This is a genomic window from Aeromonas hydrophila subsp. hydrophila ATCC 7966, assembly GCF_000014805.1.
In the GTDB taxonomy this organism is placed as follows: domain Bacteria; phylum Pseudomonadota; class Gammaproteobacteria; order Enterobacterales; family Aeromonadaceae; genus Aeromonas; species Aeromonas hydrophila.
On record NC_008570.1, the window covers coordinates 4191595 to 4218346 of the forward strand.

Annotated in this window: 28 protein-coding genes; 16 read left to right on the forward strand and 12 right to left on the reverse strand. The window is 63.9% G+C overall.

Annotation, left to right across the window (positions count from 1 at the left end):
- The 3 genes from cpdA to nudF are packed head-to-tail and all read right to left on the reverse strand — an operon-like array spanning position 1 to position 1935.
- On the reverse strand, positions 1-819 hold the full coding sequence (cpdA, locus tag AHA_RS19015) for a 3',5'-cyclic-AMP phosphodiesterase (RefSeq protein ID WP_011707475.1): 819 nt from the start codon (positions 817-819) through the stop codon (positions 1-3).
- Positions 820-845: 26 nt separating this feature from the next.
- Positions 846-1247 carry a DUF1249 domain-containing protein gene (locus AHA_RS19020; protein ID WP_198426826.1) on the reverse strand — a complete coding sequence of 134 codons (402 nt, stop codon included), beginning with the start codon at positions 1245-1247 and terminating at the stop codon, positions 846-848.
- A 46-nt stretch (positions 1248-1293) separates the two neighbouring features.
- Positions 1294-1935 carry an ADP-ribose diphosphatase gene (gene nudF, locus AHA_RS19025; RefSeq protein WP_016352088.1) on the reverse strand — a complete coding sequence of 214 codons (642 nt, stop codon included), beginning with the start codon at positions 1933-1935 and terminating at the stop codon, positions 1294-1296.
- Between the two features lie 304 nt (positions 1936-2239).
- On the opposite strand from nudF, the gene tolC reads away from it, so the two are divergent.
- Positions 2240-3565, forward strand: coding sequence for an outer membrane channel protein TolC (gene tolC / locus AHA_RS19030; RefSeq protein WP_024944694.1), 1326 nt, complete (start codon positions 2240-2242; stop codon positions 3563-3565).
- 103 nt (positions 3566-3668) lie between these two features.
- Here the strand turns inward: tolC and hldE are convergent, their stop codons facing one another.
- Positions 3669-5096: a bifunctional D-glycero-beta-D-manno-heptose-7-phosphate kinase/D-glycero-beta-D-manno-heptose 1-phosphate adenylyltransferase HldE gene (gene hldE, locus AHA_RS19035; RefSeq protein ID WP_011707478.1), complete on the reverse strand. Its 1428-nt coding sequence runs from the start codon at positions 5094-5096 to the stop codon at positions 3669-3671.
- Positions 5097-5401: 305 nt separating this feature from the next.
- Here hldE and lpxL point away from each other — a divergent pair, with 305 nt between their 5' ends.
- Together lpxL and AHA_RS19045 are read left to right on the forward strand one after the other, a co-directional pair.
- Positions 5402-6325 carry an LpxL/LpxP family Kdo(2)-lipid IV(A) lauroyl/palmitoleoyl acyltransferase gene (gene lpxL / locus AHA_RS19040; protein ID WP_011707479.1) on the forward strand — a complete coding sequence of 308 codons (924 nt, stop codon included), beginning with the start codon at positions 5402-5404 and terminating at the stop codon, positions 6323-6325.
- A 152-nt stretch (positions 6326-6477) separates the two neighbouring features.
- Positions 6478-6945, forward strand: a complete 468-nt coding sequence (locus AHA_RS19045; RefSeq protein WP_011707480.1) for an energy transducer TonB — start codon at positions 6478-6480, stop codon at positions 6943-6945.
- A 109-nt stretch (positions 6946-7054) separates the two neighbouring features.
- On the opposite strand, the gene AHA_RS19050 is transcribed toward AHA_RS19045, so the two are convergent.
- A complete protein-coding gene (locus AHA_RS19050; protein ID WP_011707481.1) occupies positions 7055-8014 on the reverse strand; it encodes a CYTH domain-containing protein in 960 nt (319 codons plus the stop codon).
- A gap of 170 nt (positions 8015-8184) precedes the next feature.
- On the opposite strand from AHA_RS19050, the gene AHA_RS19055 reads away from it, so the two are divergent.
- From AHA_RS19055 to ybaK, 3 genes are all read left to right on the forward strand, one after another.
- Positions 8185-8865 (forward strand): TIGR00153 family protein, encoded by a 681-nt coding sequence (locus AHA_RS19055; RefSeq protein ID WP_005305357.1) that lies wholly within the window; start codon positions 8185-8187, stop codon positions 8863-8865.
- A 23-nt stretch (positions 8866-8888) separates the two neighbouring features.
- Complete coding sequence (locus tag AHA_RS19060; protein WP_011707483.1) at positions 8889-10154, forward strand: inorganic phosphate transporter; 1266 nt, start codon at positions 8889-8891, stop codon at positions 10152-10154.
- A 147-nt stretch (positions 10155-10301) separates the two neighbouring features.
- Positions 10302-10763, forward strand: a complete 462-nt coding sequence (gene ybaK / locus AHA_RS19065; RefSeq protein WP_011707484.1) for a Cys-tRNA(Pro) deacylase — start codon at positions 10302-10304, stop codon at positions 10761-10763.
- A 39-nt stretch (positions 10764-10802) separates the two neighbouring features.
- Here ybaK and AHA_RS19070 read toward each other — a convergent pair whose 3' ends face one another.
- From AHA_RS19070 to AHA_RS19085, 4 genes are all read right to left on the reverse strand, one after another.
- Positions 10803-12065, reverse strand: coding sequence for a DUF1479 domain-containing protein (locus AHA_RS19070; RefSeq protein WP_011707485.1), 1263 nt, complete (start codon positions 12063-12065; stop codon positions 10803-10805).
- A 224-nt stretch (positions 12066-12289) separates the two neighbouring features.
- Complete coding sequence (locus tag AHA_RS19075) at positions 12290-13012, reverse strand: GNAT family N-acetyltransferase (RefSeq protein WP_011707486.1); 723 nt, start codon at positions 13010-13012, stop codon at positions 12290-12292.
- On the reverse strand, positions 13002-13439 hold the full coding sequence (locus tag AHA_RS19080; RefSeq protein WP_011707487.1) for a rhodanese-like domain-containing protein: 438 nt from the start codon (positions 13437-13439) through the stop codon (positions 13002-13004). Before AHA_RS19080 ends, AHA_RS19075 begins: the two co-directional genes overlap by 11 nt.
- A 17-nt stretch (positions 13440-13456) precedes the next feature.
- Positions 13457-13924 (reverse strand): OsmC family protein, encoded by a 468-nt coding sequence (locus tag AHA_RS19085; protein ID WP_011707488.1) that lies wholly within the window; start codon positions 13922-13924, stop codon positions 13457-13459.
- A 128-nt stretch (positions 13925-14052) separates the two neighbouring features.
- Here AHA_RS19085 and pdxR point away from each other — a divergent pair, with 128 nt between their 5' ends.
- Positions 14053-15489 (forward strand): MocR-like pyridoxine biosynthesis transcription factor PdxR, encoded by a 1437-nt coding sequence (pdxR, locus tag AHA_RS19090; protein ID WP_011707489.1) that lies wholly within the window; start codon positions 14053-14055, stop codon positions 15487-15489.
- 15 nt (positions 15490-15504) lie between these two features.
- On the opposite strand, the gene AHA_RS19095 is transcribed toward pdxR, so the two are convergent.
- Entirely contained in the window at positions 15505-16398 is an 894-nt protein-coding gene (locus AHA_RS19095; RefSeq protein ID WP_011707490.1) for a LysR family transcriptional regulator, read from the reverse strand.
- 127 nt (positions 16399-16525) lie between these two features.
- Between AHA_RS19095 and AHA_RS19100 the strand changes: the two genes are divergently transcribed.
- The 4 genes from AHA_RS19100 (at position 16526) to AHA_RS19115 (ending at position 19575) form a co-directional block, all read left to right on the forward strand.
- On the forward strand, positions 16526-16927 hold the full coding sequence (locus tag AHA_RS19100; RefSeq protein WP_011707491.1) for a CidA/LrgA family protein: 402 nt from the start codon (positions 16526-16528) through the stop codon (positions 16925-16927).
- Complete coding sequence (locus AHA_RS19105; RefSeq protein WP_011707492.1) at positions 16920-17609, forward strand: LrgB family protein; 690 nt, start codon at positions 16920-16922, stop codon at positions 17607-17609. Before AHA_RS19100 ends, AHA_RS19105 begins: the two co-directional genes overlap by 8 nt.
- A 96-nt stretch (positions 17610-17705) precedes the next feature.
- Positions 17706-18620: a hypothetical protein gene (locus AHA_RS19110; RefSeq protein WP_011707493.1), complete on the forward strand. Its 915-nt coding sequence runs from the start codon at positions 17706-17708 to the stop codon at positions 18618-18620.
- 76 nt (positions 18621-18696) lie between these two features.
- The gene (locus AHA_RS19115) at positions 18697-19575 is read left to right on the forward strand and encodes a type 2 periplasmic-binding domain-containing protein (protein WP_011707494.1); all 879 of its coding nucleotides are present in this window, start codon (positions 18697-18699) and stop codon (positions 19573-19575) included.
- A gap of 86 nt (positions 19576-19661) precedes the next feature.
- Here AHA_RS19115 and AHA_RS19120 read toward each other — a convergent pair whose 3' ends face one another.
- Positions 19662-20900, reverse strand: a complete 1239-nt coding sequence (locus tag AHA_RS19120; protein WP_011707495.1) for a multifunctional CCA addition/repair protein — start codon at positions 20898-20900, stop codon at positions 19662-19664.
- 271 nt (positions 20901-21171) lie between these two features.
- Between AHA_RS19120 and exeA the strand changes: the two genes are divergently transcribed.
- From exeA to mltC, 5 genes are all read left to right on the forward strand, one after another.
- Entirely contained in the window at positions 21172-22818 is a 1647-nt protein-coding gene (gene exeA, locus AHA_RS19125) for a type II secretion system protein ExeA (protein ID WP_164927751.1), read from the forward strand.
- Complete coding sequence (gene exeB, locus AHA_RS19130; RefSeq protein ID WP_011707497.1) at positions 22818-23501, forward strand: GspB family T2SS assembly factor variant ExeB; 684 nt, start codon at positions 22818-22820, stop codon at positions 23499-23501. The genes exeA and exeB overlap by 1 nt, the downstream gene beginning before the upstream one ends.
- 197 nt (positions 23502-23698) lie before the next feature.
- Positions 23699-24760: an A/G-specific adenine glycosylase gene (gene mutY, locus AHA_RS19135; RefSeq protein ID WP_011707498.1), complete on the forward strand. Its 1062-nt coding sequence runs from the start codon at positions 23699-23701 to the stop codon at positions 24758-24760.
- Between the two features lie 8 nt (positions 24761-24768).
- A complete protein-coding gene (locus AHA_RS19140; RefSeq protein WP_005305420.1) occupies positions 24769-25041 on the forward strand; it encodes an oxidative damage protection protein in 273 nt (90 codons plus the stop codon).
- 93 nt (positions 25042-25134) lie between these two features.
- Entirely contained in the window at positions 25135-26235 is a 1101-nt protein-coding gene (gene mltC, locus AHA_RS19145) for a membrane-bound lytic murein transglycosylase MltC (RefSeq protein WP_005305423.1), read from the forward strand.
- Between the two features lie 66 nt (positions 26236-26301).
- Here mltC and AHA_RS19150 read toward each other — a convergent pair whose 3' ends face one another.
- Positions 26302-26682 carry a YgiW/YdeI family stress tolerance OB fold protein gene (locus AHA_RS19150; protein ID WP_011707500.1) on the reverse strand — a complete coding sequence of 127 codons (381 nt, stop codon included), beginning with the start codon at positions 26680-26682 and terminating at the stop codon, positions 26302-26304.
- Positions 26683-26752 lie beyond the last annotated feature (70 nt).

A 26752-nucleotide genomic window follows, 5' to 3' on the forward strand; every position in this document is an offset into this window, starting at 1 on the left:
TCAATAACCGGTGGCATTGGGGTCGGGCACGAACTGCCCCACCGGCAGACGCCACACCTGGCTGGCGATACGGCCATCCGGGTAGAGGGTGAGGTAGCGCCAGCCCGGGCCGGATTCGTCCAGCGCGAAGCCATCAGAGAGCGGTTTGAACTGGATGCAGGTGGAGGGGCTGGCGATCAGCCTCACCCCGCGGTGCACCTCGTCAAACTCCTGGTGGACATGGCCGAACAGAATGGTCTTCTGCTGCGGGTGGCGGGCCAGCACGGCAAACAGGTCGTCGGCATTCTTGAGATTGTGCTGATCGAGCCAGGCACAGCCCACCGGCACCGCCTGATGGTGCAGGGCGATCAGGGCATGACGCTCGGGATGCTGGCGCAGCGCCTGATCCAGCGCCGCCAGCTGGTGATCCCCCAGCACCCCGTGGGGTTTGCCGCGCACCTGGGTGTCCAGCAGGATCACCTGCCAGTGCTCGCCTACCAGCTGCTTGGCCTCGCTGATGCCGGCCGCATGCAGGTATTCGGTCATCAGGGGGCCGTCGTCGTGGTTGCCGGGCAGCCAGTAGATGGGGCGCGCCAGCGGCGCCATCATGGAGGCGAAGCGCTGGTAGGACTCCGGACTGTGATCCTGGGAGAGATCCCCGGTAGCGAGGATCAGATCGAACGGATGGTCATTGGCCTGCACCCGTTCCAGCACGGCAGCCAGGCTCTCGGCAGTGCGCACGGCCAATAGCCGCCCCTCGGCACTCGCGAAGAGGTGGGTGTCGGTAATTTGCAACAGGCGCACACTGCCGTCCTGCGCCTGGGGTAGCTCTGTTTCCAAAATCACGCTTCTTTTTATGAGTTCAACTAGAGGATGTTTATCAGGCTGGTACCATGTCTGAGACAAAATTTTAGCCAATCGGCCAGAAACAGGTTTACCTGCTCCTTTTCATCCCGCTGGTGCATATTTTTATTGGGATAATCATAACGTGGTTGCAACCTTGAAATCTGTTGCGCCGCACACACTTCCGCCATCCGCACGTCATGATACAAACGAATCTCTATCCGGGCCTGCAAATAACTCGGCAATTCCGGGTTGTGCTGGGCCAGGATCACCTGGCTGGTGAAGCGACTCTCCTCGCTCACCGTGAGCTGAAACTGCAGGCCGTTGCCCACCTGATAGCGGCGTTCGGCGCCGACACTGCCGCCCGGGGGCAGCAGTTTCATCAGGGTCATGTAGTTGACCTCGCAGGTACGCTGCAAGGACATCAAATCAGGCACATAGCGCTTGGCCTGGGTATGAACGAGCGCCACCTTAGCGCCCCGCCAGCCAGCGGGCACGCAGCTCGCCGTGATTGAGAGCCAGCCACTGCAGGGCGATGACGGAGGCGGCGTTGTCGATGCGCCCCTCTTTGAGCCAGGCATAGGCCTGCTCGCGGCTCACCACGTGGACCCGGATGTCTTCCCCCTCTTCCGCCAGACCGTGGATCCCCTCGGCCTTGCTGGCATCCACCTCGCCCACATAGACCTCGATACGCTCGGTGCTGCCGCCCGGGCTCACCAGATAGCTGATGGCGTGCTCGCAGCGGCCGACCTCGATGCCCGCCTCTTCCACCGCTTCGCGCCGCACCACCTCTTCAGCGACCTCACCCGGGTCTATGATGCCGGCCACCAGCTCCAGCAGCCAGGGGGTGGCGCTGGTCTCGATGGCGCCGATCCGAAACTGCTCCACCAGCACGATCTGGTCGCGCACCGGGTCGTAGGGCAACAGGGCGGCGGCATGGCCGCGCTCGAACAGCTCGCGGACGATGGGCTCGTTCCAGCCCCCTGCAAATAACCTGTGCTGCAGACGATAGACGTTCACTTTGAAGAACCCGTTATATCCTGCTGATTTATCGATAATTTTCACGTCATCGGCAGAGTAGTGACGGGTTTGGGGCAAGGCTTGCTGCGACATACGAGACTCCCGCCAGCTTGACTTGGCTCGGTTAGGCCATAAAATCCGGGAACATGAATGAACATTCATTCACTCACTCCCGTCGGAGATGAGGGACGGATTTTAGCAGCCACAGGACATTTGGCTAGGCACGAGGGGGAGAAAACTCACCCTCGTTCTTGACGTTCCTGTCGCTGGAAAAGAGACAGTTATCATAAAATTTTGCTTATAGTAGAGTGATTAAGCTGCAATCAAGCTTGGTCGGTGACAATATTTGCCCTCTCCAGCAACCAGTTTGGGTTACTACATAAGGTTAAATCGATCTATGAAAAGAACACTTTTGTCCGTCATGGTGTTGCTGGGCGTCAGTGCCGGTGCCCATGCCGAAAACCTGCTCGACATCTACCAGCAAGCCCAGATCAAAGACCCGCAGTTGCTGCAGTCCAAAGCCGTTCGCGATCAGGCCTTCGAGAAGATCAACGAAACCCGTGCCCCTCTGCTGCCACAGATCGATCTGGGTGCCGGACTCAATTATCTGAAGAACAAGAACGATACCCAGAGCAACAACAACGCCAAGGGTGAAGTGACGCTGTCGCAGTCCCTCTATCGTCGCAGCAACTGGGTCAATCTGGATATCAGCGAGAAGCAGGCAACCCAGTCTGATGTCGCCTACAACCTCGAGATCCAGAGCCTGATGCTGCGTACTGCCCAGGCCTATTTCAACGTGCTCAAGGCGATGGACACCCTGGAGTTCGTGCGCGCCAACAAGGTTGCAGTAGAGCGTCAGCTGGAACAGACCCAGCAGCGTTTCGAAGTGGGCCTGACCGCCATCACCGACGTCCACGAAGCCGAGGCCTCTCGTGACCAGGCGCTGGCGGACGAGATCAACGCCGAGAACTCGCTGGACAACAGCTACGAGACCCTGCGTGAGCTGACCGGTATCGATCACCGTCAGCTGGACGTGCTCAACACCGATCGCTTCAGCCCGCAGAAGACCGCCTTCGGCTCCGACAAGTGGCTGGAGCTGGCGCTGGACAAGAACCTGCAACTGCACAGTGCCCGCATCGGCAAGGACATCGCCAAGGAGCAAATTGATCTGGCCAAGACCGGCCATGAGCCGACTCTGGATCTGGGTGCCGGACTGCAAACCAGCAATACCGATTACAAGCTGGATAGCATGCCGGGCGGCAATGACAATCAGGCCAACATCGGCTTGACCTTCAAGCTGCCGCTCTACAGCGGTGGCGCCACTAGCTCCAAAGTGAAGCAGGCTCAGTACAACTACGTGGCGGCCAGCGAACTGCTGGAGAAGAACTTCCGCTCGGTGCAGAGCACGGTGCGTTCCTCCTACAACAACGTGAACGCCAGCATCGGCTCGGTACGCGCCTACAGCCAGTCCGTCATCTCCGCCGACAGTGCCTTGAAGGCGACCGAAGCGGGTTACGAAGTGGGTACCCGTACCATCGTTGACGTGCTGGACTCCACCCGCAAGCTGTACGAGGCCAAGCAGAAGCTCTCCGAAGCCCGTTACAACTACATCCTCAATATCCTGAGCCTGAAACAGGCTGCCGGTGTGCTGGAAGCGCAGGATCTGGTAGAAGTAAACCAGGGTCTGATGCCTGCCACTGCAAAAGCCAAGACCAAAGTCTGATAGTCGTTATCGGCAATGAAAAAGGCGACCTTATGGTCGCCTTTTTGTTATCCGGGTGTCGTCGCTTGCTGGCGATGGCCCCGGATAAACGGGGCCGGCAGTATTAGCCGCGTTCGCGGATGGTCTTGATGATGTCGCTGGTGGAGCAGCCATCCTCGAAGTTGAGGACCCGCACCTCGCCGCCGTTGGCGGTCACCTCGGCGTAACCGGCAATCTCTTCCGGCTTGTAGTCGCCGCCCTTGACCAGCAGGTCCGGCAGCACCTCGGCGATCAGCCGCTGCGGGGTGTCCTCGGCGAAGGGCACCACCCAGTCCACGGCACCCAGTGCGGCCAGCACGGCCATCCGGCGCTCGGTCGGATTGACCGGACGACCCGGCCCCTTGAGGCGGCGCACCGACTCGTCGGTGTTGACCGCCACGATCAGGCGATCCCCCAGCTTGCCGGCATTGGCCAGATAGGAGACGTGACCGGCATGCAGAATGTCGAAGCAGCCATTGGTCATCACTACCTTCTCGCCACGCAGACGGGCGGCCTGCACGGCAATCTTGAGCTGGGCTTCGGACATGACGCCAAAGCCGGTTTCCTGCTCGGTGTAGAGGGCGTTGGCCAGCTCGACCGGGCTGACGGTGGAGGTCCCCAGCTTGCCGACCACGATGCCGGCGGCGGTGTTGGCCAGAGCACAGGCTTCGTCCAGGCTCTTGCCGGCGGCCAGCGAGGTGGCCAGGGTGGAGATGACGGTATCACCGGCACCGGTCACGTCATACACCTCGTGGGCCTGGGCCGGCAGGTGCAGCTCGGGTTGGCCTTCGCGGATCAGGGTCATGCCGTTCTCGGAACGGGTGACCAGCAGGGCCTCCAGCTCGAAGCGCTTGACCAGCTCCAGCCCCTTGGCAACCAGCTCCTCTTCACTCTTCACTTTGCCCACCACGGCCTCGAACTCGGACATGTTGGGGGTCAGCAGGGTGGCGCCGCGGTACTTCTCGAAATCGGTCCCCTTGGGATCGACCAGCACCGGGATCCCGGCGGCGCGGGCGCGCTGGATCATGCTGGGCACGTCGTTGAGGGCGCCCTTGCCGTAGTCGGAGAGGATCATCACGTCGCTGTGCGGCAGTGCCTGCTCGACCTTGCCCATCAGCAGGGTGGAGTCCACATCGTGGAAGGCCTCTTCAAAGTCCAGACGCAGCAGCTGCTGGTTGCGCGACAACACGCGCAGCTTGGTGATGGTCGGATAGTCGGCCAGACGAACGAAGTCACAGGCGACCTTGACGCCGGCCATCTGGCCAGCCAGGGCATCGGCGGCCTCATCCTGACCGGTCAGCCCCAGCAGCACGGCGTGGGCGCCCAGCGCGGCGGAGTTGAGCGCCACGTTGGCGGCGCCACCCGGGCGCTCCTCAATGTGTTCGACCTTGACCACGGGCACCGGTGCCTCGGGCGAGATCCGGCCGGTGGGGCCATGCCAATAACGGTCCAACATGACATCGCCAACGACCAGAACGCGGGCTTTTTCAAACTCGGGCAGGGTGATCTTCATCTGTATCGACTCTCAAAACCTGAAAAATCAGTCGCCGATTTTATCACACTCTTTTATTTGAGGGAGAAAAAGCAAACCTGCGGTTTCCATTTAAAGAAACCGGTAGTGACGATTCCCGTCACGCCAGTGAACCACCATCAGCCCCTCTGACCAGCACATAGCCATTCGCCCCCGACCCCGCTTTTCGGCTAGAATCCCCGCTTGCGAATAAAACGATCCGTCCAGGATCCCCACGTGCCTTTATCGCCTCCCCTTATTCGACCGGGCTTGCCTGGTGCATGGCGATTGCGAACAAGAGACTTTTCATGGCCCACGACAATGCTCCCCGCCTCGAACCCCGCCTGTTTCATCCCCGCTACTGGGCCAGCTGGTTCGGCCTCAGCCTGCTCTGGCTGCTGGTGCTGCTGCCCTGGCGCAGCCAGATGTGGCTGGGATGCCAGCTCGGCAGTCTGGCCCGCAAGCTGCTGAAATCCCGCGTCAAGATTGCCCGCCGCAATCTGGAACTGGCGATGCCCGAGCTGACCAAGGATGAGCGCGAGAAACTGCTCAAACAGAATTTCGAGAGCGTGGGCTGCGCCATCTTCGAAGTCGGCATGGCCTGGTTCTGGCCGGATTGGCGGATGCGCAACCTGATGAAGGTAGAAGGGGAAGAGCACGTCATCGCCGCCATGGAGAAGGGTCAGGGCATGCTGCTGCTCTCCTGCCATTTCCTCACGCTGGAACTCAACGCCCGCTGCTTCGGCCTGGTGCGGCCCGGGGTCGGCGTCTACCGTCCCAACACCAACCCGGTGCTGGAGTATGCCCAGTACCACGGTCGCTGCGCCTCCAACAAATACCTGGTGGACCGGATGGACGTGAAAGGGATGATCAAGGCGCTGCGCAACGGCGATGCGCTCTGGTATGCGCCGGATCATGACTACGGCAGCCATGCCAGCGTGTTCGTGCCCTACTTCGCGGTGGAGCAGGCCGCCACCATCACCGGCACCGCCACCCTGGCGCGGGTGAAGAACACCGTCACCCTGCCCTGCTACAACATCCGTACCAGCGAGGGTTACACCCTGCATATCGGGGCGCCGCTTGCCGACTATCCGAGCGGCGACGACCTGGTCGATGCGGCCCGCGCCAACCGCGAGATAGAAGCCGCCGTGCGCAAGGCGCCGGAGCAGTACATGTGGCTGCACCGCCGCTTCAAGACCAGACCCAACCCGGACGATGCGGGCTATTACTGAGTGGGAAAAAACCGAAAAAGCCGCCGAAAGGCGGTTTTTTCTAGCCTGTCGCCGGTAAAGGGTTTTCATTCGTGGCTGAATATTTTATTAATGGCCCTGCCGAGCGGCGGGCCCAGGCCCGCCAGCAATACCAATAACGAAGGGAAGCGAACATGAAAGCCACTCTTTTGCTGGGCGCCCTGTGCGCATTGACCGGCTGCAGCCAGCAGACCCACAGCGTCCATCTGACCTCCCTCCCCTTAAGCGATCTCAAGGAAGTGAACGCCCAGTGGAGTCCGCTCACCCGGATGGAGTCCCGCTACCCCAAAGAGGCCATCCTGGCCGGGCAGACCGGTTGCAGCTCGCTCGAGTACGTGATCAACCCGGCGGGACGGGCCGAACAGATCCGGGTGCTGGACAGCAGCGACCCGCAGTTCAGCGACGCCGCCATCGCCGTGTTGCAGCAGTGGCAATGGCAGGCCACCCCCACCAACTCGCAGCACATTCCGGTAAAATCCCGCACCCGCTTCGAATTCTGCATCGAGCACAACGGCCAGCCCTGCGACACCAGCGAACTGGAACTGCGCTGCCAGGGGGAAGACGTGGTGCGCAGCACCGGGCTGATCTACACCCAGGTCTGAATCAGCCACGCAGGCCTCCATTGCCAGCCCCGCTGGCCCAGAGACAGCTAAAGAAAAAGGTGAGCCAGGCTCACCTTTTTGCATTGCAGGCGCTGCAGCGCGCGGCTCATCACCCTTGCCGGTGCAGCCAGGCGGCGATGGCCAGTTGCAGCCGCACATAGTTGGCCTGAAGGAACAGTGCCGGCAACGCCTGCTGCCAGTCGGCCTGCCCGGCGACCGAGGCCAGCCGCGGCTCGAGCCGGGTCAGGTCGTCAAGCCAGTCCGCTGCCGGCAACCTGCCGGCAGCCTCGACAATCAGGTCCATGCCCAGGCGCAGCTGCTGCAACGCCAGCCCCTGTGCCTCGGCGTCTGTCTGCTCAAGCCAGTACTGCTCGTGATGCTGCCAGTGCTGCAGGCCGAGGGCGATACGCTCGGCCGCACTCAGGTCGGTCAGTGCAGGCAAGGCTTGCAGCGCCAGTGGCTTGCCGAGCCCAGCCAGCCGATAACCACGCTGGGCCTTGGACTGAGCCCCGAGCCGCAGGCCGCCAAGCCCGGCCAGCTCTTCTGCCAAGCCGAACAGGGCGCTCGCCTCGCCGGATTTGAGCTCAAGCTCCAGCTCGTCGATGCGGCTCTTGCCGAGTACGCCGACGATCTCCCCCTGATCCCAGGCCAGCTCGATCTCGGCTCCCTCGAAGGCGATCAACCAGTGGCGGCGCAGGAAGTCGGTACGAAACTGGGCCACCAGGGCGCCCTGGATTGCATCACGAGCAGAAAGACTCGGCCAAATCTCGTCAGGAAAAGCGTCAAGCGTGGGCATATCGCCAGCAACCGGGGCATTGTATTCGGGTCTGGCATGCAATCCGCCCACTGCCTGGCCCCGACATTTAATCGTCTGCTCGGCGAAATCATCGCTGCGACGGATCCGCAATCCCATCTCCAGGCGGCGCAAATCCAGCGCTGGCGTATCAAAATAGACATTGCCGAGCTCGGCTTGAGAGTTGGATATAATTTCCAGTGAATTCAGAAGGTTGAAAAAAGGCTGTCGAATATCTCGGGAGACAAAAAACTTTATCTCGATCTCAGTTTGCATAGTCATTCCGGGCTGGCAGGCAACTTTGGGGGGGCGTGATGCTAAGCGCGAGGATATAATGCCTGCGATACATCAGGATTAATTCACGGTTTTATTGATGGCGCAGTTCGGTTACCATGCGCCCCTCATAAAATCGTATCGAGTGTTTTTTCACCGACACAGGTTTGGCCATGCCAGTAAATACTATTTTGGGGCTTTTTGCCAAGTCCCCCATCAAGCCGCTGCAGAAGCATATCGTCAAGGTTCACCAGTGCTCCCAGCAGTTGGTTCCCTTCTTTGATGCCGTTGCCGAAGACCGTTGGGAAGATGCCGAGAAGATCCGGCAGCAGATTGCCCAGCTGGAAAAAGAAGCGGACATCCTCAAGCGTGAAATCCGTCTGAAACTGCCTCGCGGCCTGTTCCTGCCGGTTGCCCGTACCGACCTGCTCGAACTGCTGACCCAGCAGGACAAGATTGCCAACCGTGCCAAGGATATTTCCGGCCGCATGCTTGGCCGCAAAATGGAATTCCCCTCCGAGATGCGTGCCGATTTCATGGCCTATCTCAAACGCTGTATCGATGCGACCGCCCAAGCCGAGAAAGCCATCGGAGAACTCGATGAGCTGCTCGAAACCGGCTTTAAAGGACGTGAAGTTGAAATGGTTGCCGAGATGATCCACCAGCTGGATCTTATCGAGGACGATACTGACACCATGCAGATCGGGCTGCGCCAACAGCTGCAAGCCGTTGAGCAGAAATACAATCCGATCGACGTTATGTTCCTCTACAAGATCCTCGAATGGGTAGGTGACCTGGCAGATCAGGCCGAGCGCGTTGGCGCCCGTCTGGAACTGATGCTGGCTCGTTCGTAATCGACTGACTGGGTAAACACTGAATGGACATTATCGCGAATTACGGCACCACCCTGGTGCTCGTGGCGGCCTTGTTCGGCTTTTTGATGGCCTGGGGTATCGGCGCGAATGACGTCGCCAACGCCATGGGCACGTCGGTCGGCACCAAATCCCTGACCATCCGTCAGGCCATCATCATCGCCATGATCTTCGAGTTTGCCGGTGCCTATCTGGCAGGCGGCGAAGTGACCGCTACCATCCGCAACGGCATCATCGACAGCAACGCCTTTGCCGATACGCCGGATCTGCTGGTGCTCGGCATGATAGCCTCCCTGCTGGCTGCGGGCGCCTGGTTGATCCTGGCCTCCTACTTCGGCTGGCCCGTCTCCACCACCCACTCCATCATCGGTGCCATCGTCGGTTTCGCCGTGGTGAGCATTGGCCCGGAAGCGGTGCAGTGGAGCAAGTTCGGCGGCATCGTCGGCTCCTGGGTAGTCACTCCGGCCATCTCGGGCGTCATCGCCTACTTCATGTTCATCAGCGTGCAGAAGCTCATCTTCAACACCGATGATCCCCTCAACAACGCCAAGCGCTACGTGCCCTTCTACATGTTCCTGACCGCGCTGGTGATCTGCCTGGTGACCATCAAGAAGGGACTGACCCACGTCGGTCTGCACCTGACCGACGGCGAGGGCATCCTGCTCTCCATCGCCATCTCCATCGCGGTGGCGTTTGCCGGCTGGCTCTACATTCGTGGCCAGCAATACAACCCGCAGGATGACAGCAAGATGCACTTCGCCAACGTGGAGAAGGTGTTCGGCATCCTGATGATCATCACCGCCTGTGCCATGGCTTTCGCCCACGGCTCCAACGACGTGGCCAACGCCATAGGTCCGCTCTCCGCGGTCGCCTCCATCGTGGCCGCCGGCGGCGAGATCGGCGGCAACTCCCACATCGCCTGGTGGATCCTGCCGCTCGGCGGCATCGGCATCGTCATCGGTCTGGCCACCATGGGCGAGAAGGTGATGGCCACCGTCGGTACCGGCATCACTCACCTGACCCCGAGCCGCGGCTTCGCCGCCCAGCTGGCCACCGCCGCCACCGTGGTGATCGCCTCCGGCACCGGTCTGCCCATCTCCACCACCCAGACCCTGGTCGGTGCGGTCATGGGCGTGGGTCTGGCGCGCGGCATCGCGGCGCTGAACCTGGGTGTGCTGCGCAACATCGTGGTCTCCTGGGTCATCACCCTGCCGGCGGGCGCCATCCTGGCCATCGCCATCTTCTACGTGCTGCAGATCTGCTTCTCCTGAGGCGCGCTGCAGTGAAAAGCCCGGGTCATTGACCCGGGCTTTTTTTATCTCGGCGCGCTCATCCACCCCTTGGGGACGCGAGCAACTTGCATCACCCGCCCCACAGGCGCAGACTGTTTGGCCTTGTTTCGACTCAAGGCACCCATCATGACGCCAGCCATCAACCTGCTGAAGAAGCTCAAGATCCCCCACAAGCTCTACCCCTACGAGTGCGAAGCCCACGACGACTTCGGCAAGCATGCCGCGACCCAGCTCGGCCTGCCGGAAGCTCAGGTGTTCAAGACCCTGATCGCCCATCACGACAAGCAGGCGGTGGTGGCCATCGTCCCCTCGTCCGGCCTGTGCAGCCTCAAGCAGCTGGCCAAGGCCACCGGCCTCAAGAAGGTGGAGATGATGAAGCCGGCAGAGGCGGAGAAGCTGACCGGCTACAAGGTCGGTGGCATCAGTCCGCTGGCCCAGAAGAAGCTCTTGCCCACCGTGCTCGACGACTCGGCCATGCAGTTTGACGAGATTCTGGTGAGCGGTGGCAAGCGCGGCCTCTCGGTGGGGGTGGCGCCTGCTGACATGCTGCGCCTGATGCAGTGGATCGCCGCCCCCATCGGGGAATAAAGGCGTGAGCGGGCCTGCTACTGTGCAGGCCAGCCTCGTTTACGGGAGCATGTCCAGTGCGCGGCGGCCATGGTCGTTCAGATCGGCCAGGGTGAAGCGCCCCTGCCAGTCGGCCTCGTAATCCTCGCGGGGGAAGTCGCCAGGCGAAGCACCCTGCTCCAGCGCCTGCCGCACCAGGCGGGCATAGGCCATGTTCTTCTCGCAACGGGGCGCCGCCGGAATATACATGACGTTGCCCCACCCCTGCTGCTGCTCCACCGGCGCCACGCCGTGGATCAGGTCGCAGTGCCACCAGACCGAGTCCCCTGCGGTCACCGCCGGGATCGAGCTCATCGCCCGCAGCAACAGCGGGTGCCAGGTCTCGGAGACCGGCAGCACCTTGCCCGGCGCGACACCACACAACTCATCCTCCGGCACGTCCGGCTGCAGCGGCCGCAGCAGCACATAGGCCATCGCCTCTGGGATCGGCACCACGTGCAGCAATCCCTGCCCCGGCAACATGTCGGAGAGCGCCGTCCACCCCTGGAAGGTACGAAATACCGAGCACTTGGTGGTGTTCTCCACACTGTACTCCTCGACCTCGGTGCGATGGGCCGCATCCCAGGGATCGTAGGCGGCTATGTCCCCCCGAAAAATCGACGCAAACACCTGCTGGTAGGCCGGCAGCAACCAGCGCTCGAGGGCCCCCGAGTCGGTATGGGCACCCAGCCCGCGAGAACAGGTGCCGGGCGGACGGCGGCGAATGCGATCGGGATAGATGATGCTCACGTCCGGGTCGAACCAGGGTGTCCCATCCGGCCGCTCGAACTGCCACAGACGGTTCAGGAACGACTGCACGGTTGCCATCTCGTCGCTCTGGCGCGCCTCCATCTGGGCCCGTGACCAGTAGATGGGATAGATCTCGGGGCGCGATGCGGCAAGGGAGCCGAAGAAACTGTCGCCGGGACCGCGATACAGCTCATCAAAACGGTTGAGATCCAGGTAGTCGAGCATGTCGCGATCCCAGGCCAGCGCCCGTTCGCGAGCAAAGTGCCCGCGGATCACCAGGCAGCCGCGCCGCCGTATGGCTGCACGCTCGGCCTCGCTCACCTGGCCCGCCGCCAGCGCTCGGTAATCCAGCTCTGGCCACACCGGCTCACCACGGGCTCGCAACGCTTCCACCTCGGCCACCCGCGCCTCGATGCGGCGGCTGACCTCGGCAAAGACCGCCTCCACGTCGCCGAGTTGGGCGCGCAGGGCTTGTTTCATCTGACGGATGGCCGCCTTGTGATCGGCGGGCAACTGGGTATGAGTGACGCTCATCTTGCCTCCTGGATAATGGACGAAAGCCAGCAAGCAGCTTTCGTTCGAAATAACATTCAATTTCAAAAACAAGATACATTAAAGAAATGTTAATACAATCCTCTCCGCACCCGGGCAGTGAAGACGCAGCGAAGAAGCAGTGCAGAGAGAGAAGCGAAGGGAGATCAGCAGCGAGCAGACAAGACGGCAAAAGCAACAGGGCGGCCATGGCCGCCCTGGTTTATTCAAGCGCCGCGCAAGGCGGCCGTGAGGGTCGAGAGGCGCAGGCGCTGGTGCCCCTGTGCATCGAAGTTGTCAGGCGCCAGCCAGCGCGCAAAGCAGGCCTGCAGCGCCGGAAACTCGCTGTCGATCACCGAGAACCAGGCGGTATCGCGCGTGCGCCCCTTGTCCACCCGGCTCTGGCGAAAGGTCCCCTCGTAGCTGAAACCAAGGCGCAGCGCCGCCTGCCAGGAGGGCTGGTTGAAGGCATTGCACTTCCATTCGTAACGCCGATAGCCGAGGGCAAAAGCATTGGCCATCATCAGCGCCATCGCCGCCGTCGCCAACCGCGAGCGCTGCAAGGCGGGGGAAAAGTGCAGCCAGCCCACCTCGATGCTGCCAGCCAGGGGGTCGATGCGCAGGTAGCTGGCCAGCCCCAGCGGCTGTTCACCATGCTCGTCGAAGATGGTGTAGAACTGGGGGTCGCTCTTGGCGGCGCACTCTCGCAGCCAGACCAGCATGTCAGCCTCTGTTGCGTAAGGGCCTGTGGTCAGGTAGGTCCACATGGCCCCGCTGTCGGCGCTGAAGGCCTGCCACAGGCCGGGGCCATGACGCTCAGGATCCAGCGGCGCCAGCCGGCAACCCCAGCCGTTGAGGGGGCGACGGGGCGGGAACTCGGCGCCCCGCCAGTCGGGCAGCGGCGCACCGACCGGCTGGCCGAACTCGTTCAGATGGATGTCAGCAGCCACAGGCAATCCCTCCCGTTTGCAGGACGCCCGGTTCGCTACCGGTGGCGACGGCAAAGCCGTCCTGCCGCCACCAGTGCAGACCGCCGATCAGCTCCTTGACCTGAAAACCGAGCGCCGCCAGCTTGCAGGCACCCCGGGTCGAGCCGTTGCAGCCGATGCCGTCGCAATAGCAGACATAGACCTTGTCCCGCGCCAGCGCGGCCGTAGTGGCCGGGTTCATGGTGGCGTGGGGAAAGCTGATGGCACCGGGGATGTGTCCCTCGGCATAGTGACCGGCGGAGCGGGTGTCGATGACGACGATCCGCTCTTCGCCGGCCAGCAGATCGGCGGCCAGATCCGCCGGATCGGTGCGAAAGGCCAGCTGGGCCTCGAAGAAGAGGCGGGCTTGTTCGGCACTGGCCCACCCGCTGCTCAATACATGACTCATAGTGACGCTCCTTGTACTCAAACCCGGATCCGGGTGGTGATGTCGGTGGTGACCGAGTTGGCGATGAAACACTCCTCGTGTGCCTGGTGGTGCAACTGCTCGAGCGCGGCCAGATCCGGCTGACGTTCACCGCCGAACTGCACCAGCGGCTGCAAGGTGACCCGGGTGATGGCCTGACGACCACGGGCATTGGCTTCCATGATGCCCACCGCCTCGTCCCGGTAGCTCTCCACCAGGTAGCCCGCCCTGGCCGCCAGCCAGAGGAAGGTGAGCATGTGGCAGCTGGAGATCGCCGCGACGAAGGCCTCTTCCGGGTCGACGTTTTCAGCCACCGACCAGGGCAGCGGCACCACGTGGGGAGACGAGGAGGCGGGCACCCTGACGCCGCCGTCGAACTCCCACCAGTGGGCCCGGCTGTAACCTTGATCGACGAAGGGCTCGCTGGCCCCGCGCTGCCAGCTGATGGTGGCGCTGTACTCCGACATGCAGACTCCTTTCATTGCCAATAGTTGTGAATCCCGAACCTTGAGCCTCAATGTAGCGACATAATGGCCTTGCCACGCCGACCAATTTTGCCAATATGAGCAGACCAATTAGCGCCCGGGAGATCCCCATGCCTGCCCTGCCCACCCTGTTTGCCACCCAGCAAGCCAGCGATCTGCCGCTGCACGAACAGCTGGTCCGCACCCTGCGCTCGGCCATGCTGGCCGGCCACCTGCCCCAGCACAGCCGGCTGCCCGCCAGCCGCATGCTGGCCGCCGATCTGGGGGTCTCCCGCAGCACGGTGGAGCTGGCCTATGGCCGGCTGGAGGCAGAGGGCTATCTGGTGCGCAAGGTGGGGGCCGGCAGCTTCGTGGCACTGGCCGCGGTCTCCCCGACTCCGCGCCCGCCCCAGTCGGCGGCCGGTCTGTCGCGCCGAGGCCAGGAGATGGCCGACAGCGGTGCCTGTCACGACGTGCCCGAGGTGGGTCGCTCCTTTGCCTCCAGCCAGCCGGATCCCCGCCTCTTCCCGCAGGCCCTGTGGGGCCGGTTGATGCAGCAGCAGTGGCGCCGGCACGCCGGCGACTGGATGAATTACGGGGAGCCGCAGGGGCTGGAGGCGCTGCGCAGCGCCATCAGCAGCTATCTGGTGCAGTCGCGCGGCGTGGTATGCGAGCCGGACCAGCTCCTGATCCTCACCAGCTCCCAGCAGGGGATCCTGCTGGCGACCCAGCTGCTGATCGATGCCGGCGATACCGTCTGGGTGGAGGATCCCGGCTACCCCGGGGCCCGCACCGCCATGGAGAGTGCCGGCGCCCGGGTGCACCCGGTGCCGGTGGATGAAGAGGGGCTCAACCCGCAGGGGGAACACCCGGCGCCACGGCTCATCTACACCACGCCCGCCCACCAGTATCCACTCGGCGTGCCCATGAGCCTGCCGCGGCGGATGGCGCTGCTGGCCGAGGCCGAGCGGCACGGCGCCTGGATCCTGGAAGACGACTACGACGGCGAGTACCAGTACGATCAACGGCCGCTCCCCGCCCTGCAGGGGCTGGATGGTCAGGGACGGGTGCTCTACGTGGGCACCTTCAGCAAGGTGTTGTTCGGCTCGCTGCGCCTCGCCTACCTGGTGCTGCCCAGGCCGTTGATGGAGTCCTTCTGTCGGGCCAGGGCCGCGGTCGACGGCCACAGCAACCAGCTGCTGCAGGCGGTGACCGCCGACTTCATCCGCGCCGGCCACTTCGCCACCCACCTGCGCCAGAGCCGGCTGGTCTACCAGAGCCGCCGCGACCTGCTGCTGGCCGAGCTGGCCAGCCACTGCCCCGCCCTCACCCCCATTCACAGCGGGGCCGGCCTGCAGTGCGCCGTGCTGCTGCCCCCCGGCGGCGAGGCGCGCTGGACAGAGGCCGCCAACGCACAGGGGCTGGGGCTGCGCCCCCTCGGCCAGTTCTACCTGGGCCCACCGACGCAGGAGGGGTGGCTGCTCGGCTTTGCCTCCCTCGACAACCAGGCCCTGCGCCGTCTCTGCCGCCAGCTGGGCAGCCTGCTGGCTACCCGCTCTACCCGCTGAAGGCAGCCCGCCCGCTCAGCCTTGGGGGCCGGTTTGCCCCTGCTCGCGGCAGAGCGCCAGCCAGGCCTCGGCGGTGCGGGAGAGGTAGCGCTCGCTCGGCCAGATCACCCCGAGCCGCCAGCTCAGCTCGGGCACCAGCGGCCGCAACACCAGTCCGTCCGGCGCCAGCCGCCGGCAGATGGGCTCGGGCAAAAAGGCGACCCCCATGCCGCTGCGCACCATGGCGGTGAGAAAGTCCCACTGGCTGCTGCGCGCCGCCACCTGGGGCTCGAAGCCGGCCACTCGGCACGCCTGCTCCAGCCGCTCGCTCAGGGTGAAGGCCTGGGTGTAGAGCAAGAAGGGCTCGTCGCAGAGCGCCTCCAGCCGGATTTCAGGGCAGTCGCGCCAGCGCGGCAGGTCGGGCAGCACCACCTGGATCGGGTACTGGTCCAGCTCCAGCGCACTGAGGGCGCCCCCCTCCTTGGTCGGCAGCATGGTAATGGCGAGATCCAGCTCCCCTTCCAGCACCGCCTGCTCGATACGCCGGCCGCCGTACTCGACGATGGAGAGCTCGACCTTGGGGTAGCGACTGCGGTAGGCGCGGATCAGATCGGCATAGACGTGACCCACCATGGGCGGAATGCCGAGCGCCAGCCGGCCGAATTGCAGACTCTGCAGATCGGCGAGCTCCGCTTCCAGCTGCTGCATCTCGGCCAGAATGGTCTGGGCCCGGTTGAACAGCACCCGGCCGCTGTCGGTCAGGGTGAAACGGCGTCCCGCACGGCTCAACAGGGGCTGACCCAGCTCCTCCTCCATGTTGCGGATCATCTTGCTGATGGTGGGCTGGGTGACGAACAGCTTCTCGGAGGCGCGGGTGAAGCTCTGTTCCCGCACCAGTTCGACAAAGTAACGCAGGGCGCGGATGTCCATGGCTCTCTCCTGGCGGACGGCAAAACCTGATCATGCCTCTTTGGCATGATTTTGATAATTTAAATTCATTTTTTGCAGGTTTGGCCTCTCTCTATACTGTGAGCAAGTTCACAGAAAGACCTAGATCATGAAAGCCCTCTGCATTCGCTGGTTCCAGACCCCCTTCCAAATCGCCCTGCTGGCCGCCATCTGGCTGCTGGCGGATCTGGCGGTACGTACCTTCCATCTGCCGCTGCCTGCCAACCTCACCGGCATGCTGGCCCTGCTGGCCTTGATCCTGCTCGGCGTGGTCAAGACCCACTGGTTCAGCGCCGGCGCCCGCTGGTTGCTGGCCGAGATGCTGCTGTTCTTCGTGCCGGCGGTGGTGGCGGTGGTCAACTATCAGGATCTGCTGCTGCAGGAGGGGTGGCGCATCATGGTGGTACTGCTGCTCAGCACCATACTGGTGCTCGGCACCACGGCGCTGGTGGTGGACCGGGTCTATCGCCTCGAGTTGAAACTGGCCCGCCGGAGTCGTCGTCATGTCTGATACCTTGCTCGGCCTGCTCTGCTTCGCCCTCACCCTGCTGTTCTACTACGCCAGCAAGTGGCTCTACGGCAAGAAGCGCATCCTGCCCCTGATGCCTCTGCTGCTGGCCCCCACCCTGCTGGTGGCGGTGGTGATGCTGTTCCACATCCCCTATCAGGACTACATGGCCGAATCCCACTGGCTGCTGTGGCTGCTGGGGCCAGCCACCGTCGCCTTCGCGGTGCCGGTCTACGAGAACCGCCAGCTCATTCGCCGCCACTGGCTGTCGTTGTCGGTGGGGGTGGTCGCCTCGGTGGTGATGGCGGTGGGCAGTACCGTGCTGCTGGCCCGCTGGCTCGATCTCTCCGACATGCTGCAGCGCAGTCTGGCGATGCGCTCCATTACCACCCCGTTTGCGGTGGAGGCGACCCGCGCCATCGGCGGCCAGACCGATCTTACTGCCCTGTTCGTGGTGCTGACCGGCGTCATCGGCATGGCGGTCGGTGAAAGCGTGCTCACCCTGCTGGCCATTCGCAGCCGACTCGGCAAGGGGGCGGGGTTTGGTGCCTCGGCCCACGGCGCCGGCACCGCCAAGGCCTATCAGATGGGTAATGAAGAGGGAGTGGTCTCCAGCATGGTGATGATGATCGCCGGCATGGTGACCGTGCTGCTGGCCCCCCTGCTCGGCCAGCTGTTCTGGTAACCTGCGCGTCGGTAAAAGCCGGGTTTCCCGGGCCCAGGCACCCAGCCTTGGCGCCACAGCCGCTACACTCAACTCAATGTGACAGCAGTGAGCGGTATGATGAACCACAGAGTGATGATCCTCGGGCTGCTGGCCGGCAGCCTGTTCTTCTCCCCCCTTCTGCCGGCCCTGGACATAGTGACCCACGTCAGCCCCGAGAGTGAGCGGGACCTGCGCACCCTCTACGGCCAGCAGCTGCTGCAACTGGCGCTGGAGAAGACCCGCGACAGCTTCGGCGACTACGAGCTGCGACCGGCCCCGCCCATGAGCCGGACCCGGCTGCGTCAGGTGCTGCAGTACAACCTCTACCCCAACCTGCTGGCCATCGACAGCTTCCCGCGCCCGGAGGGGAGCCACGACCTCGACTATGTCCGCTTTCCGGTGGATCTCGGCATCCTCGGCTATCGCATCTGCTTCGTCAGCCCCAAGCAGCAGCAGGCCGTGGCCCAAGTACACACCCTGCACGAGCTGCAGCAGTTCAGCCATGGCCAGGGCCGCGGCTGGCAGGATGCCGACATACTGCGCAGTGCCGGCTTCAAGGTGCAGGAGGTGGAGGGTTACGAGCGGCTGTTCAAGCTGGTGGTGCGCGGCCGGGTGGATCTGTTCTGCCGGGGGGCCAACGAGCTGCTGACCGAACTGGATACGCACCGGGATCTGGGGCAATTGACGGTCGACCAGCATCTGGCGCTCTACTACCCCTTCATCCACCTCTTCTACAGCCACAAGGACAACCAGCACGCCCTGCGCCGGGTTCGGGCCGGCCTGCAGCTGGCCTGGCAGGACGGCTCCCTGCAGGCGCTCTGGCTCAAGACCTTCAAGCCGGCGCTGGATTTCGCCAGGCTGGACCAGCGGCTGCTGTTCAGGCTGGACAACCCCTTGCTGCAGGGGCTCGACTTCGATTACCAGCCCTATCTTTACGATCCCCTCACCCAGCGCTTCGGGCCCGGCGAGCCGGCCAGCGGCAAGCAGTGACTCCGGCGGCTCCCCGCCCGCCGCCGGGGAGAGCCACTACACTCAGAGGAGTCTCAGCCTTTCACAGGAGCTCATGATGCACTGGACCCCGCTGCTTGCCCTGCTGCTGGCCCTGCCCGTGCTGGCCAGCCCGACCCTGTTCACCTACATGAGTCCGGAGAGCGAGCACGACCCCAGAAGCACCTATGATCGCGAGCTGCTGCGCCTGGCGCTGGAGAAGACTCGCGCCAGCCACGGCGACTACCGGATGCAGGCCGCGCCCCCCATGACCCTGGCCCGGATGTGGGTCAGCCTGCGCTTCAATGACTACCCCAACCTGTTCGCCATGGACAGTTACCGCTCCGACCGGGACATGAGCGGCATCGACTACGTGCGCTTTCCCATCCACCTCGGCATCGTCAGCTACCGCATCTGCTTCGTCAGCCCCGAGCAGCAGAGCGCCGTCGCCGGAGTGACCAGCCTGGAGGGACTCAAGCGCTTCGACATCGGTCAGGGCAAGGGCTGGCTCGACGTGCAGATCCTGCAGCGGGCCGGTTTCAAGGTGCAGGAGGTGGAGGGCTACGAGCAGCTGTTCAAGATGGTGGCGCGTGGCCGTTTCGCACTCTTCTGCCGCGGGATCAACGAGTTGCCCCAGGAGAAACTGAATCACAGTGATGTCCCCGGGCTGGTGATGGATGAGAACGTGGCGCTCTACTATCCGCTGCCCAGGGTCTTCTTCACCCACAACAGCAACCAACAGGCCATCGCCCGGGTACAGCAGGGGCTCAAGGCCGCCTGGCGCGACGGCTCCCTGCAGGCGCTCTGGCTGAAGACCTTCAAACCCTCCCTGAGCTTCGCCCACCTCCATACCCGCCGGCTGTTCCGGCTGGAGAATCCCTACATCGAGGGGATCGACTTCAACTATCAGGACTACTTCTACGACCCCGTGCAGGGGCGCTTCGGCCCAGGTGAATAGCCACTTGCCTGCCGTGCAGGCGCAGCAATGAAAAAGCCCGGGTCAGTGACCCGGGCTTTTTTGTCCATGTTTCGTCTCCTGCCTCGTCAATCCTCGAGGAAGGTCCACTCATCACGCACCCGGCTGATGGCGTCGAGCCGCCGCTTGGCCAGCTGCTCGCGAATAGCCTCCCCCTTGAACCCGGCCGCCACTATCTCCTTCACCGGCACGGCCTGGGCCGCCGCCAGCGCCCGCGCCACATAGTCGGGCTCGGCATAGACCCGCTCCTCGAAGCCGGTGCGGCCGTGGAAGTCGGCGCGGCAGGCGTCCAGCAACTGGGCGAAGCGCTCCGGCCTGCGCCAGGCATCGGCCTTGTCGAACACCTTGAGCAGGGTCGCGGGCTTCAGCTCGAAGGCGATGTGGATATGGGTGTGCAGGTCGCTCACCAGCAGCGCCAGATCGCGGCACTCGTTCGGTGCCCGGAACCGCTCGCAGAAATCGCGGATGAGCGGCAAGCCCTTCTGGCCGTGGCCGTGGTGGCTCGGCCAGAACTCCGGCGGGGTCAGCCCCTTGCCAAAGTCGTGGCACAGCGCCGCGAAGCGCACCGCCAGTTCGGGCGAAAGCCGGCAGGCCTGTGCCAACACCATCATGGTGTGGATGCCGGTATCGATCTCCGGGTGCCACTTGGCGGGGGCAGGCACCCCGAACAGGGCATCCAGCTCGGGGAACAGCGCCGCCAGGGCGCCGCACTCGCGCAACACCTCGAAGAACACCTGCGGAGTCGGTCCCAGCAGCACCTTCTCCAGCTCCTTCCAGACCCGCTCCGGGGTCAGGTGAGCCAGCTCGCCGGCCTCGGTCATCTCGCGCATCAGCGCCAGCGTCTCGGGGGCCACCACGAAGCCCTGGGCGTGGAAGCGGGCGGCGAAGCGGGCCACCCGCAAAATGCGCAGCGGATCTTCGGCAAAGGCGGGGGAGACGTGGCGCAGCAGCCGTTGTTTCAGATCCTCGATGCCGCCATAGGGATCGTGCAGTTGCCCCGCCTCATCCTCGGCGATGGCGTTGACGGTGAGATCCCGGCGCAGCAGGTCCTGCTCCAGCGTCACCTCCGGCGAGGCGTGGCAGACGAAGCCAGTATAACCGCGGCCCTGCTTGCGCTCGGTGCGGGCCAGCGCGTACTCCTGCTGGGTCTTGGGGTGCAGGAACACGGGAAAATCGCGGCCCACCTGGGTAAAGCCCAGTGCCAGCATCTGTTCCACGGTCGCCCCGACCACCAGGTGATCCCTGTCGCCCTGCGGCAATCCCAGCAGGCGATCCCGCACCGCGCCCCCAACCAGATAAGTCTGCAAGCTGTGTCTCCCTTGATAAACCTGTCCCGATTATACCGGTTTGGCCGGTGGAGACTATGGCTGCCCCATGGCCCCGTCGGCGGGACGAGCCCATGACGGCCCAATGAGAGGTAAAACGCCCCTCGCCACCCGCCTCGCCAACCAACCCGGCGGCGCCCTTTCTCCCGCCGGCAAATCAGGGTGCGCGCTGGCCCCCCTTATGGCATCCGGGTCTTTGACATCCCTTTGGGGAGGCTTTAACCTGCCGCCCATAACAACGGAATGGATCCTTATGTACACACAGTTCTTCGGTCTGTCGGAGCACCCGTTCTCCATCTCGCCCAATCCCAAATACCTCTACATGAGTGAACGCCACGGGGAAGCCCTCGCCCACCTCAACTACGGGTTGCAGGATGGGGGCGGCTTCGTGCTGCTGACCGGGGAAGTGGGCACCGGCAAGACCACCGTCTCCCGCTGCCTGTTGCAGCAGTTGCCGGCCGAGACCGAGATCGCCTACATCCTCAATCCATCCCTGACCGAACGAGATCTGCTGGCCGCCATCTGCGACGAGTTCCAGCTGGCCTATGGCCAGGATGCCGGCCTCAAGCAGCTGTTCGACCTCATTCGCGATCACCTGCTGGCCAATCTGGCGGCAGGCAAGCGCAGCGTGGTACTGGTGGACGAAGCCCAGCACCTGCTGCCCGGCGTGCTGGAACAGCTGCGCCTGCTCACCAACCTGGAGACCGACGAGAAGAAGCTGCTGCAGGTGGTGCTCATCGGCCAGCCCGAGCTGCAGCAGATGCTGCGCCAGCCCCTGCTGCGCCAGCTGGCCCAGCGCATCACCGCCCGCTACCACCTGCTGCCGCTCTCCTGCCAGGACGTGGACGCCTATGTTCGCTTTCGCCTGCAGGTGGCTGGTTGCGTGCAACCCATCTTCACCCCCAGAGCGATCCAGACCCTGCACCGCCTCTCCGGCGGCATCCCGCGCCTCATCAACCTCATCTGCGATCGCGCCCTGATCGCCGCCTTTGCCCGCGGCAGCCACAAGATAGTGCACGGTGACATCAGCCTGGCGGCCTTCGAGGTGAGCGGCATCCGTGACGAGGGCACCTGGCAGTCCGGCTTGATGGTGGCGCTGGTCGGCGCCTTGCTGGTGGCCACTGGCTGGTGGGGCTGGCAGTTCTTCGGTTTCTTCCCGACCCGCCCGGTGGTCACGGTGGAGGTGCCGGTCAAGGTGGACGACACCCCGGAGCAGCAGGAGCAGCTGACCCGCGCCATCAATCAGGCGCTGGAACCGGACAGCGCCATGCAGAATCTCTACAAGGTGTGGGGCTACCAGACCGAGCTGGAAGAGGCGACCTGCGACAACGCGCCGCGCGCCGGCCTGCGCTGCCAGGAGGGCGAGGCCTCCCTGGCCGATCTGCAGGCCCTGCAGTATCCCGCCCTCGTCAGCCTGACCGACGAGACCGGCGGCACCTATTACGCCACCCTGGTCAACCTCGGCCCCGACAAGGCCAACCTGCTCATCGGCAACCAGAGCTGGCAGGTGGACAGGCAGTGGCTGAGCGATTACTGGGGTGGCAGCTATACCCTGCTGTGGCGCATGCCCAAGGGCGGTGTCACCCTGATCGGCAACAACGCCGGCCCCAGCCAGGTACAGTGGCTCGACAACGCCCTCAGCCGGGCCCTGCAGCAGCCGGATCGCAAGGTCCGCCGCTTCGATGCCGAGCTCAAGACCAAGCTGCAGCAGTTCCAGCGCGCCCAGGGCCTGAACCCGGACGGCATCGCCGGCAGCAACACCCTGCTGCGCCTCAACGTGATGGCTGGCGAACCCATGCCGAAGCTGGAAGACCCAGCCCAGCGGGCCAGCAAGCCGGCCAGGCTGGACCCGGCAGAGGATGACGATGCCATCAACACACTGTCGGAGGAGGCTTCCTGATGTCCACCCTGCTCAAGGCGCTGCGGCGAGCCGACCAGCCCCAGTTCACCCCGCACATCCCGGCGATGGGGCTGCCGGTCAGCCAGGAAGAGGAACAACCCAGGCGCTGGATCTGGTGGCTGCTGGCCCCGCTGGCGCTGGTGATGGGGGCCGCCGCCAACTACGGCTGGCACCTGCTCAACAACCGCCCCATCGAGAAGACGGTGGAGGTGAAGGAGGTGGTGACGCCACCCTTCGTGCGAGTCGAGCCCAGGCCGATGATCACCCGTCCGCTGCCACCGCCGCCGCCCGAACCCGTGGTCATCCCCAAAACCGATGCCCAAGCCGCACCGGCGCCCGCCGACAGCAGCCAGGGGCTGGCCGAGCGCATCCTCAATGCCCTCAACAGCACCCCGTTGCAGCAGCAGAGCGCGCCACCACAGGTGCCGGCCGAACTGCAGGCCACGCCACTCAGCGCCCTGCCGCCGGCACTCCGCCAGCAGGTGCCGCCGCTGGCCTACGGTGCCCACGTCTTCTCCTCCAATCCGGCCAACCGGGCCGTGACCCTGAACGGGCGCACCTACCGGGAAGGCAGCGAGGTCGCCCCCGGCGTCACCTTGCTCGCCATCGCCCAGGATTACATCATCCTGCAGGTGGGCGGCCAGAACGTCAGCCTCAAGGCGCTGCAGGACTGGCGCGGCTGAAGCGCGCCCCTGCCAGCCCGAGGCTGGCCACCATTTCAAGAGGGAGCCTGAGAGCTCCCCTTTTTAATCAATAACATGAGAACAACGTGAGCAATCCGAACAACACCACCTTCGCCAACCGGGCGTTGCACTGGTGTCAGCGCCAAGACCGCTACACGTTAGTCAATTTAGTTTTAAATCAATAACATGAGCATAATGTGAACAACTCAGATAACGCGACCTTCGCCACCAGGATCCTGGACTGGTATCAGCTCCACGGCCGCAAGACCCTGCCCTGGCAACAGGAGAAGACCCCCTACCGGGTCTGGGTCTCGGAAATCATGCTGCAGCAGACCCAGGTCGCTACGGTCATTCCCTACTATCAGCGCTTCATGGCCCGCTTTCCCGACGTGCTGGCACTGGCCGACGCCCCCATCGACGAGGTGCTGCACCACTGGACCGGGCTCGGCTATTACGCCCGCGCCCGCAACCTGCACAAGGCGGCCCAGCAGATCCGCGACCTCCATGGCGGCCTCTTCCCGGAGCGGCTGGAGGAGGTGATGGCGCTGCCGGGGATCGGCCGCTCCACCGCGGGCGCCGTGCTCTCCCTCTCCCTTGGCCAGCCCCACGCCATTCTGGATGGCAACGTGAAGCGGGTGCTCACCCGCTGGCTGGCCCTGCCCGGCTGGCCCGGCCAGAAGCAGGTGGAGAACGATCTGTGGGAGCTGGCCACCCGCTTCACCCCCAAGCTCGGGGTGGCCCACTACAACCAGGCCATGATGGACATGGGTGCCACCGTCTGCACCCGCAGCAAGCCCGCTTGCGAGCGTTGCCCGGTGCGGGAGGATTGCCAGGGGCTGTCGCAGGGCAACCCCACCGCCTACCCCAACAGCAAGCCCAAGAAGAGCATCCCGGCCCGTACCGGCATCATGCTGCTCATCCGCCACGGCGATCAGCTGCTGCTGGAGAAGCGGCCGCCGCAAGGGATCTGGGGCGGGCTCTACTGCTTCCCCCAGGTGGAGTCGGACGCCGAGGTGGCGGGGCTGTTGCAGCGGCTCGGCCTGACCGGTAGCGAACCCCGCGAACTGGCCGGTTTTCGCCATACATTCAGCCACTTTCACCTCGATATCCGGCCCATGCTGCTCGAAACCGACGCGCCGCCGGCCCCCCTGCTCATGGAAGCGGATAACCGACTCTGGTATAACTTACGCCATCCTGCAGAGGTGGGTCTGGCGGCCGCCACGGCCCGTCTGCTCGCCTATCCGGACTTACAACCATAGAGGTCAACATGAGCCGTACCGTATTTTGCCAGCGCCTGAAGAAAGAGGGCCCGGGTCTCGATTTCCAGCTCTACCCCGGTGAACTCGGCAAGCGCATTTTTGACAACATCAGCAAGGAAGCCTGGACCGAGTGGCAGAAGAAGCAGGTGATGCTGATCAACGAGAAGAAGTTGAACATGATGAACCTCGAGCATCGCCAGCTGCTGGAGAAAGAGATGGTGAACTACCTGTTCGAAGCGGGTGAAGTGGCCATCGACGGTTATACCCCGCCCAGCAAATAACCCGTGAACGGGGCCGGCCTGCGCAGGCCGGCCCCGCCGACTCACGGCAACGACGGAAGTGACGGGCGGCCCGCCGCCCAGTTTGAGGACTCTATGGGCCGAATTTTCTGGCTGCTGTGCACCCTGCTGTTTCTCTCTGCCTGCTCATCCTCCCCCAAGCCCAATGGCAACGAGGATGACGATCTCGTCAACGGCAAGGACATCCGCGGTTTCGAACACATGATCAGCGCGCTCTCCCACAACGTGAACGAGATATGGGGGCGTGAGGCGCTGTTTGCGGGCAAGTTTGACTACGTCAAATACACGGATCAGTACAAGAGCCGGGCCCACATCGACTTCTCCAGCGGCCACATCATGGTCGAGACCGTCTCCGGCATCGACCCGCGCTCCCACCTGCGCCGCGCCATCATCGAGACCCTGCTCACCCCGGACGATCCGGCGGAAGTGGATCTTTACTCCGACGCCGAGATCCTGCCCGGCGGCGAGCCCTTCCTCTACGGCCAGGTGCTGGACAACCAGGGCCAGCCGATCCGCTTCGACTGGCGCGCCGAGCGCTATGCCGACTACCTGCTCAACACGGCGATGAAGAAGCGCACCCTCGGCATTCGCACCATCTTCTTCGTCGACATCCCCATGGTGGCCAACCACGAGGACCGACGGGGCTACAAGTACGCCAGCCTGATCCGCGAAGCCTCCCGCAAGTACGGGGTGGCCGAGAGCCTGATCTACGCGGTGATCAAGACCGAGAGCAGCTTCAACCCCTATGCGGTCAGCCATGCCAACGCCTACGGCCTGATGCAGGTGATCCCGGCCACCGCCGGGCGGGACGTCTACGTGCGGGTCAAGGGCAAGAGCGGCCAGCCGACCCGTGAGGATCTGTTCAACCCGGCCTACAACATCGATGTCGGGACCGCCTACCTGCACCTGCTGCAGACCGTCTATCTGGTGGACATCCAGGATCCGCGCTCGCGTCGCTACGCCGTCATCTCCGCCTACAACGGCGGCGCCGGCGGGGTGCTCAACACCTTCTCCAGCGACCGCAAGGCGGCGCCAGGCATGATCAACCAGCTCTCGCCCGAGGCGGTGTACCAGATCCTGACCGAGCAGCACCCCAAGGCGGAAGCCAGGCGCTATCTCTACAAGGTCAATCAGGCCGAGAAGGGCTTCAAGCGCACGCTGGCCCGTACCGGCTAAGCAGACCAAGACAAAAGGGCGCCTCATGGAGGCGCCCTTGTTACGTCTGGCGTAGGGGGTCAGGCCTTACTTGGCGATGAAACCGCCCTTGCTCTGCGGGGCGGCGCCCACCTTCTCCAGGCTCTCTACCTCCACTTCGGTCTTGTTCCAGCTGTGGTCCACCTCGCCACGGATGCGGATCAGATCGTCCGGGCCCACCTCGGTGCCGCGCCACACATCCTGATCCACTTCCACTTCCACCTCGCCACTGGCGTCGCGGAACATGTAGTTCTCGCCGCCCAGGTGCTTGACCAGCTTCCCTTCCAGGGTGGCCCAGCTGTCATCGGCCAGATCCTTCAACTGCGCGACGGACACCTTGTTCTGCTCCTGCGGGCCGGTATAGGCCGCCATGGCGAAAGAAGAGATGGACATCAGGGTCAACAGACCGATTACGCTTGCCTTGTTCATTTCATGCTCCTGTCATTGGGTACGGGAGCAGTGTGCCGACCGGTGCGTGAAACAAACGTGAAGCCTCCCC